General features: G+C 74.0%; 13 protein-coding genes. 9 read left to right on the forward strand and 4 right to left on the reverse strand.

From position 1 onward, the window contains the following. Positions 1–1,563, reverse strand: coding sequence for a SpoIIE family protein phosphatase (locus ABZ873_RS17195; RefSeq protein WP_360871937.1), 1,563 nt, complete (start codon positions 1,561–1,563; stop codon positions 1–3). 89 nt (positions 1,564–1,652) lie between these two features. Between ABZ873_RS17195 and ABZ873_RS17200 the strand changes: the two genes are divergently transcribed. From ABZ873_RS17200 to ABZ873_RS17215, 4 genes are all read left to right on the forward strand, one after another. Further along, positions 1,653–2,489, forward strand: a complete 837-nt coding sequence (locus ABZ873_RS17200; RefSeq protein ID WP_360871940.1) for a class II glutamine amidotransferase — start codon at positions 1,653–1,655, stop codon at positions 2,487–2,489. A 129-nt stretch (positions 2,490–2,618) separates the two neighbouring features. Then, positions 2,619–3,803 carry a glutamate--cysteine ligase gene (locus ABZ873_RS17205; RefSeq protein WP_360871943.1) on the forward strand — a complete coding sequence of 395 codons (1,185 nt, stop codon included), beginning with the start codon at positions 2,619–2,621 and terminating at the stop codon, positions 3,801–3,803. Between the two features lie 103 nt (positions 3,804–3,906). Beyond that, on the forward strand, positions 3,907–4,173 hold the full coding sequence (locus tag ABZ873_RS17210; protein ID WP_360871946.1) for a hypothetical protein: 267 nt from the start codon (positions 3,907–3,909) through the stop codon (positions 4,171–4,173). Next, positions 4,170–4,742: a hypothetical protein gene (locus tag ABZ873_RS17215; protein ID WP_360871949.1), complete on the forward strand. Its 573-nt coding sequence runs from the start codon at positions 4,170–4,172 to the stop codon at positions 4,740–4,742. Before ABZ873_RS17210 ends, ABZ873_RS17215 begins: the two co-directional genes overlap by 4 nt. Here ABZ873_RS17215 and ABZ873_RS17220 read toward each other — a convergent pair. Then, the gene (locus ABZ873_RS17220) at positions 4,739–5,854 is read right to left on the reverse strand and encodes an NAD-dependent epimerase/dehydratase family protein (RefSeq protein ID WP_360871952.1); all 1,116 of its coding nucleotides are present in this window, start codon (positions 5,852–5,854) and stop codon (positions 4,739–4,741) included. The genes ABZ873_RS17215 and ABZ873_RS17220 overlap by 4 nt on opposite strands. Before the next feature lie 207 nt (positions 5,855–6,061). On the opposite strand from ABZ873_RS17220, the gene ABZ873_RS17225 reads away from it, so the two are divergent. The 3 genes from ABZ873_RS17225 to ABZ873_RS17235 all read left to right on the forward strand — a co-directional run bounded on the left by ABZ873_RS17225 (position 6,062) and on the right by ABZ873_RS17235 (position 8,555). Then, a complete protein-coding gene (locus ABZ873_RS17225; RefSeq protein WP_360871955.1) occupies positions 6,062–6,415 on the forward strand; it encodes a PRC-barrel domain containing protein in 354 nt (117 codons plus the stop codon). Positions 6,416–6,423: 8 nt separating this feature from the next. Next, entirely contained in the window at positions 6,424–7,434 is a 1,011-nt protein-coding gene (locus ABZ873_RS17230; RefSeq protein ID WP_360871957.1) for a glutathione S-transferase C-terminal domain-containing protein, read from the forward strand. Between the two features lie 77 nt (positions 7,435–7,511). Next, positions 7,512–8,555, forward strand: coding sequence for a LacI family DNA-binding transcriptional regulator (locus ABZ873_RS17235; RefSeq protein WP_360871960.1), 1,044 nt, complete (start codon positions 7,512–7,514; stop codon positions 8,553–8,555). Here the strand turns inward: ABZ873_RS17235 and ABZ873_RS17240 are convergent, their stop codons facing one another. Together ABZ873_RS17240 and ABZ873_RS17245 are read right to left on the reverse strand one after the other, a co-directional pair. Beyond that, complete coding sequence (locus ABZ873_RS17240; RefSeq protein WP_360871963.1) at positions 8,556–9,146, reverse strand: HutD family protein; 591 nt, start codon at positions 9,144–9,146, stop codon at positions 8,556–8,558. It lies immediately after the preceding gene. 2 nt (positions 9,147–9,148) lie between these two features. Next, positions 9,149–9,589 carry a MarR family transcriptional regulator gene (locus ABZ873_RS17245; protein ID WP_360871966.1) on the reverse strand — a complete coding sequence of 147 codons (441 nt, stop codon included), beginning with the start codon at positions 9,587–9,589 and terminating at the stop codon, positions 9,149–9,151. 153 nt (positions 9,590–9,742) lie between these two features. Between ABZ873_RS17245 and ABZ873_RS17250 the strand changes: the two genes are divergently transcribed. Further along, a complete protein-coding gene (locus ABZ873_RS17250; RefSeq protein WP_360871969.1) occupies positions 9,743–11,236 on the forward strand; it encodes an MFS transporter in 1,494 nt (497 codons plus the stop codon). A 74-nt stretch (positions 11,237–11,310) separates the two neighbouring features. Continuing rightward, positions 11,311–11,826, forward strand: a complete 516-nt coding sequence (locus ABZ873_RS17255) for a DUF664 domain-containing protein (RefSeq protein ID WP_360871972.1) — start codon at positions 11,311–11,313, stop codon at positions 11,824–11,826. The last annotated feature ends 34 nt before the right edge of the window (positions 11,827–11,860 follow it).

The raw sequence follows: 11,860 nt of genomic DNA on the forward strand, positions 1-11,860 counted from the left end.
TCACTCGTCCGGGACATGGATGTGCAGTACGCAGATGTCGTCCCGGTTGCCCACGCGCCGCGCCGCGAGCGTACGGGCGAGGGTTTCGCCGAGACCGTCCCGCAGCAGCTGCCGGGCGGTCTCGGCGAGTCTGTCCAGCCCCTGCGCGATCTCCTCGTCCGGCTCCTCCACGAGCCCGTCGGTGTACAGCAGGAGGTCGTCGCCGGGCCGGAGGTCCACGGACGCCTGTCCGTAGACGGAGTCGAACACGGCGCCCAGCAGGGCGCCTTCGGGCTGTGGCAGGAAGGTCGCCCGGTCCTCGCGGATCAGCAGCGGAGGCAGGTGCCCGGCCCGCGCCCAGGTGAGCCGGCGGTCCTCGGGACCGTAGCGGGCCATGACCATGGTCGCGGTGGCGGGCGGCTCCGGACCGGGGTGCAGCAGCAGGTGGTTGAGCCGGCGCAGCACGGTGGTCGGGGCCGAGCCGGTGATGACCATGCCCTTGGCGGTGAACCGCAGCTGGGCCATGGTGCCGACGGCGGCGAGCCCGTGTCCGGCCACGTCGCCGACGACGAACAGGGCGCTGCGGTCCGGCAGTTCGATGGCGCTGTACCAGTCGCCGCCCACGTTCACCCCGCTGTCGGCGGCCACGTAGGCCACGTCCACGCACAGCCCGGCCAGCTCCACGGACTGCTCCGGCACCGGCAGGAGGGTGTCCTGGAGCCGGGCGGCGAGGGCGTGCTCGGCCTGGACCTTGCCGCGCTGGACGAGGACGGCACGCTCGCTCTCGCGCAGGGCCAGCTCGGCGTCGCGCAGCGCGGTCACGTCCTGGAAGAAGCCGTGCACCTCGACGGGGGTGCCGTCGGCGTCGGGCCGGGCCTCGACCACGAGCCGCAGATGGCGCACACCCTCCCCGGCGGTGATCCGGAACGGCTGGTCCACGGCCCGCTGCCCGCCTCCCAGCAGGCGCCGGACGGCCGCGCCCAGCCGGCCCCGGTCCTCGGGCAGCGCGTACCGGGGCAGTTCCTCCAGCCCGAGCGGGCCGAGGGCCGGGGCGCGGCCGAAGATCGTGTAGACCTGGTCGGACCAGGTGGCGGTGGCGTCCGTCAGGTTCCAGCCCGCCCAGCCGAGGTTCCCCAGGCGCTGCATGTCGGCGAGGCGGCGGGCCTCGCGGTCGCTGGTGTCGTGGCGGATCCAGGAGACGAGCAGGCGGCCGTCCAGCCGGGTGGCGCGTACGGAGTACACCGACTCGCGCGGGAATCCGGCGCCGGACTCCTGGTAGGTGAAGGGCTCGCCCTCGTACACCTCCCCGGTGGCGAGGGTGTGGGCGTAGCCCTGCCAGAGGGCGCCGCCGGAGACGGTGGGGTAGGTCTCCAGGACCCGGCGGCCGATGAGCTCCGCGCCCCGGCGCCCGGCGATGTCGACGGAGTCGGGAGCCGCCGCGTCGATGCGGTAGTCCTCGATCTCCCCGTCCGGGGAGCGCAGCGGGGTGAGCAGGACGGCGGGCCCGGAGAGCACGTCCAGGATGCGCTGGACGGCCGCGGCGCCCGCCTCGGCCGGCCGGGACGGTACGGCGTCGCCGTTCATACCTTGAGGATGGCACGCCCCAGGTCGTACGCGCGCTCCCGCGGCGGCCCGGGTTAGGCTCGGAGCAGGCCGCGAAAGGGATGGTGCGCATGTGTCGCTGGCTCGCCTACTCGGGTACGCCCGTGCTCCTCGACACCGTGCTCTACCGCCCTGAGCACTCATTGATCAACCAGAGTCTGCGTTCGCGCATGGGCGTCGAGTCCACCAACGGTGACGGTTTCGGCCTGGGCTGGTACAGCGCCGACGGCAACGGCACCCCGGCGGTCTTCCGGGACATCGGCCCCGCCTGGAACAACCGCAACCTCCAGGAGCTGGCCGCGCATGTCCGCTCGCCGCTCTTCTTCGCGCATGTCCGCGCGTCCACCGGCTCGGCGATCCAGCAGACGAACTGCCATCCCTTCCGGCACGGCCGCTGGCTGTGGATGCACAACGGCGCGGTGGGCGATTTCCAGCGGCTCCAGCGCGACCTGTGCATGGCCGTGGACCCGGCGCTCTTCCCTTCCATCGAGGGGTCCACGGACTCCGAGGTGATGTTCTACCTGGCGGTGACCTTCGGGCTGGACCAGGATCCGCCGGGCGCCGTGGCCAGGATGGCCGGTCTCGTCGAACGGCTCGGCAAGGAGCACGGAGTGGCCGAACCCCTCCAGATGACCATCGCGGTGAGTGACGGGAAGACGGTCTGGGCCTTCCGGTACTCCAGCCAGGGCCGCGCCCGGTCGCTGTTCTACAGCAGCAGGGCCGACACTGTCAGGGACCTGTACCCGGAGCTCGACTACCTCAGGGAGGTCTCCGACGACACGCGTATCGTGGTCTCAGAGCCCTTGGGAGATCTGCCCGGCATCTGGAACGAGCTTCCCGAGAGCAGCTACGCCGTGATTCCGTCCGGTCCGGAAACGGACTACCACCCCTTCATCCCGGAACTCTGACCCCACGCGCTGCGTGCGGGGTTCCGCGACGGGTACGCGCCCGTCAGCAGGGAACGTCCGGCGCCCGCCCGCGGCCCCCGGTGCATCCACCGGCCGCCCGGCGGCGTCCCCCGGCCGAAAGGACTCCCCATGGCACTGGCCCTGTCCCCGGCGACGCCCGGCCTCGACCTGGATCCGCTCGCCCCGCCCGCCGGCCGCGGGCAGCCACCCGCCGCCGCCCGGATGACCATGGGCGTGGAGGAGGAGTTCCTGCTCGTCGACCGCCGCACCCGGGCCCCTGTGGGCCGGGCGCCGCGCGTGATCGAGTCGGCCTCCCGGGCGCTGGGCTCCCTGGTGCAGCCCGAGCTGTTCACCGCACAGGTGGAGACGTGCACCAGCCCGACGGCGAGCACCGCCGTGCTGCGGGCCGAGCTGGCGTGGCTGCGGGCCGGGCTGGTGCGGGCCGCGGCCGCCGAGGACTGCCTGCTGGTGGCTTCGGGTACGGCCGTGATCCCGCCCGAGCCGCCGCTGACGGTCACCCCGGACGAGCGCTACCGGCGGATGGCGGTGCGCTTCGCCTCCGCCTTCGGGGACTACGACCAGGTGGTGTGCGGATGCCATGTGCACGTCGGGGTGGCCTCGCGTGCGGAGGCCCTGGACCTCGCCAACCGGATGCGTCCCTGGCTGCCGACCCTCCAGGCGATCGCCGCCAATTCCCCCTTCGACCGGGGCCGGGACACCGGCCAGGCCAGCTGGCGGGCGGTGCAGCACGCGCGCTGGCCCACGGTCGGGCCCGCACCGGTGCTGGACGAGGCCGCGTACGAGCGGATAGCCGGTGACCTGGTGCGCTGCGGGGCCCTGCTGGACCGCCGGATGATCTACTGGTACGCCCGCCCCTCCGAGCACGTGCCGACGCTGGAGATCCGCGTGGCCGACGTGAACGCCAGCCTCGACACCGTCGTCCTGATGGCGGCGCTCGTCCGGGGGCTCGCCGCCGTCCTCGGGGCCGAGGCGTACGAGGGCAGGCCCGCCCCGTCCCTGGAGTGCGGGCGGCTGCGCGAAGCCCACCGGCTCGCGGCGGTGCACGGGCTGGGCGGTGAGGGGCTGGATCCGGTCGGCGGGGCCCGGCTCCCGGCGTGGGAGCTGGTGGAGCGGCTGCGTGAGCGGGTGGCTCCGGGGGTGTGCGCGGCGGGTGACCTGCCCTTCGTGGACGGCGTACTCGACCGGCTGCGCGCGGAGGGCGACGGGGCCGCGCGGCAGCGGGCCGCCCATGACCGGCGCGGGCGGCTCACCGATGTGGTGGACGGCCTCGCGCGGACGACGGCCCGCGCCTGAGCGGCGTACCGGCGGGGTACGGCCCGCGCCAGGTTTCCCGTACCCCGCTCCGGGCACGCGCCCGACGAGGGGGGCCCACCGGCGACGCGAGAGGACCCACGCCATGGACGACCAGGGCGGAGCGGGCGGCGTACCGCTGCACGGCGACGACGAAGAGGCCCGGCGACGGGCACCCCATCCCGCACCCGGGAAGAAGGACCCCGGCGGAGACGGGACCACGCGCGCCGCGGACACCGACGAGGCGAGCCGGCTGGACCGGCCGGTCGGCGAGGAGGGCCCCGGCGGGACGAAGACCCGCTGGAAGGGCCCCGGACGCGGCGGCTCGGAAACCCCCCGGCGGCAGCACGGGCGTACGGGAGACACCCCGTGAGCCGGGGCGGCCGCGGCCACCACCGGTCACCCACCGGCCCGTCCCCGTCCTTCCTCGGCATCTACCTCAACGACCACCTGACCGGGGCGAACGGCGGCGTGGAGCTGCTGCGCCGGGCCGCGCGGGCACAGCGGAACGGCCCGTACGGGGCCTCGCTGGAATCCCTCGCGGAGGACGTGGCGCAGGACCGGGCCAGTCTGCGCACGCTGATGGCGGACCTGGACGTACCGGTGCTGCGGGCGCGGGCGGTGCTCGGCCGGGTCGCCGAACGGGCGGGCCTGCTCAAGCTCAACGGGCGGCTGCTGTCGCGCTCCCCGCTGAGCGACGTCCTGGAGCTGGAGGCGATGCTCGTGGGCGTGGAGGGCAAGGCGGCCTGCTGGCGCTCGCTGCGCGGCCTGGCCCGCACCGATCCCCGGATCGACGCCGCGGCCATGGACGAGCTGATCCGGCGCGCCGAGCAGCAGATCCGCACCCTGGAGGCGCTGCGCAGCGCCGCCGCGGTGAGCCTGTTCACCCGCGAGGCGCCGGACACCCCCGCCCGGCGCCACCACCGCGCTGCGTTCGGTTAGGCCGCCATCCGGTGCCGGGAGAGGCGCCGGGTGAGTTTCGGGGCCGGGGCGAGCGGAGCGGTGGCCATGCCCGCACCGGCCCGGAGGCCGTCGAGGAATTCCTCGACGGCCTCCACCGCCGTGTGGCGCGGCTCCCAGGACAGCTCCGCCCTGGCGCGGGCCGAGTCCATCAGCGGCAGCCGCAGGACGGCGTCGAAGAGGTCCGGGGAGGCGGGCACCAGGTGCAGCCGCCAGGCGGCGGCGAGCGCGGCCCGTACCGGGGCGGTGGGCACGGGAAGGCTGCGGGTGTCGAAGACCCCGGCGAGCACGTCCGCGTCCAGGGGAGGCTCCGCCGCCAGGTTGAAGGCCCCGCGCACCGGGAGCAGCGCGGCGGCCCGGTAGGCGGCGGCCGCGTCGTCGGTGTGCAGGGCCTGGAAGCGCAGCCCCTGGAGGTCGGGGAAGACGGGCAGCAGGCCGGGGCGGACGAGCCGGACCGGGAGGAGCCGCCCGGCGAAGATGCGGCGCTGCTCGGAGGCCGCCTGCCGCTTGAAGAGGAAGGCGGGGCGCATCCGTACGACGCGGATGCCGGGGTGGGTGTGCTCGTAGCCGTCGAGGAAGCGTTCGAGGTATGCCTTCTCGCGGGTGTAGGCGGCCTGCGGCCAGCCGTGCGTGGGCCAGGACTCGTCGACGGAGTGCTCCTCGGTGCCGGGCGAGTAGGCGCCGACCGAGGAGGCGTACACGAGGGCGGGGACCCGGGCCTCGGCCACGGCCTCGAAGACGCGGATACCACCGAGGACGTTGGTGCGCCAGGTCTCGGCGGGATGGTGGGTGGGCTGGAACTTCCACGCGAGGTGGACGACCACGTCCGCCCCGGCGAAGAGCCGGGCCAGGTCCGCGCCGCCCGGTTCCACGTCGGCGGCCTCCCAGCGGGTCTTCGGCGGCCGCCAGTCGGGCACCCGCCGGGCCAGGCCCAGTACGGAGGCCACGGCCGGATCCTCGGCGAGGGCGAGGACGACGCTGGTCCCGGCGTTCCCGGTGGCCCCGACGACCACGACGCGGATGCCCTCGCGCCGGGTGCCTTTTCCCCCGATGCCTTCGCCGTCTTCCTTCGGGTGCGGTGCGTGACGGGTCATGGTGCCGGCTCCTCTCGGACGGTTCGGTGACCGGCGGCGCCTCCGGTTCGCCTACCCGGGCCTTCCCTGCGCATGCCTTGTCCCCCGGCCGGCGGACACGGGTGCGTGAGGAACGGTTTTGTGGGGAGGCGTCCGGTGCGGGCACGCCCGCCCGGCCGGATTCCGGCGGCCGGAGCACGCAGCACAGCGCACAGGGAGGCACGAACCATGTCCGAGGAACAGATCTGGGGCTACCACGAGCACGCGGGCCACACACCGGGGCTCGACCTCGTCGGGTACAAGGTCGAGGCGACGGACGGCACCATCGGCCGGGTCGACAAGCACTCCGAGGGCGTCGACGACGCGCATGTCGTGGTCGACACCGGCCTCTGGATCTTCGGCAAGCGCGTACTGCTCCCCGCGGGCGTCATCGACCGTATCGACACGGTCGGGGAGACGGTCCACGTCGCCCGGACCAAGGAGCAGATCAAGAACGCGCCCGACTTCGACGAGGGCAGGTACGCGGCCGAGCCGGGCTACCGCGAGGAGTTCGCCCGGCACTACGGCCAGTTCCACTCGTAGGGGCGGGGATGAGCTACGTCAGCCACGACGGCGCCTACAGCCGGGACAGCCGCTACCTCACCGACCGGATCACCGCCGACGGCGAGGGCGGCTTCCCCGTCGCCCCGGACCGGTACCGGCTGGTCGTCAGCCGGGCCTGCCCGTGGGCGAGCCGGGCGGTCATCGTGCGGCGGCTGCTGGGGCTGGAGGCCGCGCTGCCGATGGCGGTGGCCTCCCCGACCCATGACGACCGCAGCTGGGACTTCGCCCTCGACCCGGACGGCCGCGACCCGGTGCTCGGGATCGCCCGGCTCCGGGAGGCGTACTTCGCCCGCGATCCGGGCTACGAGCAGGGCATCACGGTCCCGGCCGTCGTGGACGTGACCACCGGGAAGGTGGTGACCAACGACTTCCCGCGGATCACGCTGGACCTGTCCCTGGAGTGGACGGCGTACCACCGCGAGGGAGCCCCCGCCCTGTATCCGCCCGCGCTGCGCGCCGAGATCGACGCGGTGGACGCGGAGGTCTACGAGGACGTCAACAACGGCGTGTACCGGGCGGGTTTCGCCGGCTCGCAGAGGGCGTACGAGGAGGCGTACACGCGGCTGTTCGCGCGGCTGGACCGGCTCGCGGAGCGGCTGGGCGCCTCGCGCTACCTGGTCGGGGACACCCTCACCGAGGCGGACGTACGACTGTTCACCACCCTGGTGCGCTTCGACTCCGTCTACCACGGCCACTTCAAGTGCAACCGGCGCAAGCTGTCGGAGATGCCGGTGCTGTGGGCCTACGCGCGGGACCTGTTCCAGACCCCGGGCTTCGGTGACACCGTCGACTTCGAGCACATCAAGCGCCACTACTACCTGGTGCATACGGACATCAACCCGACCGGGATCGTGCCCGCCGGACCGGACCTCTCCAACTGGCTGGAACCGCACGGCCGGGAGGCGCTGGGCGGCCGCCCGTTCGGTGACGGGACCCCACCCGGTCCGGTGGCGCCGGAGGAGGCGGTTCCGGCCGGGCACACCCCGCTCCGGCCATGACCCGGCGCCCCGGGGCCCCCACCGGTTACGCTGCTGCGAGGCGGGGCCGCCGTCCGTGGACACCCTGGAGGACTCCCGTGCCCGAAACGCGTCCCGGCAGCCGTCCCACCCTGGAGGCCGTCGCGGCGCAGGCCGGTGTCTCGCGGGCCACCGCCTCCCGGGTGGTCAACGGCGGTGACGGGGTCCGGGCGCATCTCGTGGACCGGGTGCGCACGGCGATCCGGGACCTGGGCTACGTACCGAACCACGCGGCCCGCACCCTGGTCACCCGGCGGACCGGGGCGGTGGCGGTGATCATCGCCGAGCCGGAGGCCCGGATCTTCTCGGATCCCTTCTTCTCCCGCCAGGTGCGCGGTATCAGCAAGGAGTTGACCGCGCACGACACCCAGCTGGTGCTGCTGCTGGTGGAGGACCGGGGGGACTACGACCGCATCGAGCGCTATCTCGCCGGCGGGCACGTGGACGGCGCGCTCGCCTTCTCCCTGCACACGGACGATCCGCTGCCGGCCATCACCCGCCGCATCGGGATGCCCACGGTCTACGGCGGCCGCCCCGGCTGGACCGCCGGTCCGGGGGAGGACGCGGGCGTGGCCTATGTCGACGCGGACAACCGGGGCGGCGCGCGCGAGGCCGTACGGCATCTGCTGGCGCAGCGGCGGCGGCGGATCGCGCACATCTGCGGCCCGCTGGACCAGACCTCGGCAGCGGACCGGCTGAGCGGCTACCAGGACGTACTGCCGTGCGCGGGGCCCGAGTTGATCGCGGTCGGGGATTTCACCCCGGCGGGCGGGGCGCGGGCGATGGCCGAACTGCTGGACCGCAACGCCTCGATCGACGCGGTCTTCGCGGGCAACGACCTGATGGCCACCGGCGCCCTGCGGGTGCTGCGCGAGCGCGGGCTGAGCGTGCCGGGGGACGTGGCCGTGGTGGGCTTCGACGACGCGGAGCCGCTGGCGGAGAGCGCGGACCCGCCGCTGACGACCGTACGCCAGGACATAGAGGGCATGGGACGCACGATGGCGCGGCTGCTGATGGACACGCTGGCCGGCGGATCCGGCGGGCGGTCCGCACCCGGCGCGATCATCACCACCACCTCGCTGGTGCGGCGCGCCTCGGCCTGATCAGGCCCTGGGGCCCTGGCCCAGCCGTACGAGGGCCACGCGCCCGGAGGCCGCCAGCAGCCCGGCGAAGGGGCCCCGCGCCAGGGCCGCGTCGTAGGGGCCCAGCTCCTGCGGGGTGCCGTCGGCCGGCTCCAGGGTCGCGGTTCCGTCCAGGGCGACCACCAGCAGGGTTTCGCCCGCCCCGGCGGTGAGGCCGAGGCGGCCCCGGACGACGGCGGTCCGCGCCGCCGTGCCCCGCCGGTACATCACGTTGAAGTTGACCACGGGGCCCGCGATCAGCCGGCAGTCGGTCGGCTCGTCCCCGGCGAAGTCCTGCGGCGCGAACCGCTCGTCGACGAGCCGCCGTACGCCGCCCACGCGCAGGTCCATCCCCGCGCCCTCGACCAGGGTCAGGGTGCGGTCCACGCCGGGGAACGCCGAGAAGGGCCCGTCCCCGGCCACCTCCGCGAGGCTCACCCGCCACCGGAAGTCGTCCATGCCGGCGCCCTCGGGCCCGGTGGCGATCTCACGGGTGACTCCCCCGCCGTTCTTCCAGACGGCGGCGGCCCGGCCGGCCGCGCGCAGGACGGTGACCGCCGCTCCCCCGCTCACGCTCAGGCGCCCTTCTCCATGGTCGGGCGCAGCCGCCCCAGCAGGGCGTACAAGGTCGCGCTCTCGGTCTCGTCGAGGGTGTCCAGCGCGCTGTGGACGGCCTGCATCTGCTCGCGGACCACGCGGATGACCTGGCGGCCGGCGTCGGTGGCGACGACGTTCTTGACACGGCGGTCGGCCGGGTCCGGTTCCCGGCGGACCAGTTCCCGGGCCTCCAGGCGGTCGACGATGCCGGTCACGTTGGAGGCGTCGCACACGAGCAGGGCGGCGAGGCCCCGCATGGGCACCGGTCCGTCGAGCTGGGCGAGGACCTTGGCCTGGGTGGAGGTAAGGCCGTGCTGGGCGGCCGCCGCGGCGAACTCGCGCCACTGGGCGGTGCCGATGGCGGCGAGCAGTTCCAGCAGTTCCAGCTTGGTGGGGGCGTGCGGGGCGGTGTCGCTCATGGCGGAAGCGTACTCAGGATGCTTGACATTATCAATTGTTTACTTGACTCCCTCAAATATCCACGTCTACCGTCGGCCGAGTTACTTGATGACATCAAACATCGCCGTTCCGAAGCTCTTCTGCTCCGAAACATGAAGAAGGTCCCCCCAGCCATGAGCTCCCCCTCCCCCGCCGCCCCGGTCACCGGGGCCAGGAACGAGACGGTCGTCGTCTTCGCCCTGAGCCTCGCCGCCATGGTCGTGTCGATGATGCAGACCCTGCCGGTCCCGATCCTCGGCCTGATCCGCGAGGACCTGGGTGCCTCCGCCTCCGGTGTGAGCTGGGTGACCACCGCCACGCTGCTCTCGGCGGCCGTCTTCACCCCGCTCCTGGGCCGGTTCGGCGACCAGCACGGCAAGAAGCGCACCCTCGTCGCCGTGCTCGGCGTCATGGTGGCCGGCTCCGTCCTCACGGCGCTGGCCTCCACGCTCCCGCTGCTGATCCTGGGCCGGGTGCTCCAGGGCGCCGCCACCGCGATCTTCCCGCTGGCCCTGTCGGTGCTCCGCGAGGAGATCCGCCCGCAGAAGCTCCCGGGGGCGATGGCGCTGGTCAGCGGCACGCTCGCGTTCGGCAGCGGGCTCGCGCTCGTGGCCACCGGACTGCTCACCTCCGGGCCCGACGCCGACTACCGCGACGCCTTCTGGATGGCGACCGGCCTCGCCGTGCTCGCCCTGCTCGCGGTGGTCACCCTCGTCCCCGCGACCCGCACCACCACGGGCGGCCGCACCGACGTCCTCGGCGCGCTGACCCTCGGCTCCGCGCTCCTGCTGCTCCTGCTGTCGATCTCCCAGGGCCACGAGTGGGGCTGGGGCTCCGGCCGTACGCTGGGCGGCTTCGCCGGCGCCGCCGTCATGGCCGCCGTCTGGGTGCTGACCGAGCTGAAGGTCGCGGAGCCGCTGGTCGACATGCGGATGTTCGTGCACCGCCCGGTGCTGATGGCGAACCTCTCCGGGGTGCTCGTCGGCTTCGGCATGTTCGCGAGCTTCCTGGGCGTCTCGTACCTCGTCCAGATGCCCGAGGCGCTGACCGGCTACGGCTTCGACGCCTCGATCCTGCGCGCCTCCGTGCAGTTCCTGCTGCCCAGCGCGATCGTCTCGCTGCTCGCCTCCCCGATCGGCGGGCAGATCGTGCGCCACCGCGGCCCGCGCGTCGCCCTGGGCCTGGCCGCCGTGTTCGGCGCGGCCGGCTTCGCCTGGCTCGTCGTCGACCACCAGCACAGCCTGTCGGTGATCGGCTCCGGGCTGGTCGTCGGCGCGGCGGTCAGCTTCGGGTACGCCGCCATGCCCGCGGTGATCATGTCCAGCGTGCCCCCGCACCAGAGCGGCATCGCCAACGGCATCAACTCGATCTCCCGCTCCACGGGCAGCGCGATCGGCAGCGCCGTCGTGACCACGATCCTGGCCTCCCGGACCGTCGGGCACCTGCCGCCGGGGGTCCCCCCGCTGCCGGCCGAGTCCGGATTCACCCTCACCTTCGCGATCGGGGCCGTGGCCTTCGCCCTGGTCGGCCTGATCGGCTGGTTCGGCCTGCGCGGCGGGCACACCACCCTCGCGGCGGCCCCGGCACAGCCCGCCGCCACGCCCGCGAAGACCCCCGCCGCCGTCTGAGACCGGCACCCGGCGGTCCGCCCGGCGCGTGTCGCTCGCGCGCCGCGGACCGCCGGGCCTTGCATGGTGGAGGGATGAAGGCTACGGACGTCATCGCAGACGGGTTCGCGCGCATCCGGGAGACCGTGCACGAGGCCGTGGAGGACCTTCCGGCGGAGCGGCTGAACGCCCGCACCGATCCGGCGGCGAACTCGATCACCTGGCTGGTCTGGCACCTCACCCGCGTCCAGGACGACCACATCGCGGCCGCCGCCGACCGGGAGCAGGTCTGGGTCACCGGCGGCTGGGCCGACCGCTTCGCCCTCCCGCTGCCCGCCGGGGCCACCGGCTACGGGCACACCGCGAAGGAGGCCGGACAGGTCCGGGTCGACTCCGGCGGACTGCTGCTCGGCTACCACGACGCGGTGCACGAGCAGACCCTGCGCTACCTGCGGGATCTCGCCGCCGCCGATCTGGACGAGGTCGTGGACGACCGCTGGGACCCGCCGGTCACCCTCGGCGTGCGGCTGATGAGCGTACTGGCCGACGACCTCCAGCACGCGGGCCAGGCGGCGTACGTACGGGGCGCACTGGAGCGCGAGGAGAAGTAGAAGGGGGTGGCCACCCGTCCGGGTGGCCACCCCC

It is taken from the genome of Streptomyces sp. NPDC047014, from assembly GCF_040644195.1.
Classification (GTDB): domain Bacteria; phylum Actinomycetota; class Actinomycetes; order Streptomycetales; family Streptomycetaceae; genus Streptomyces.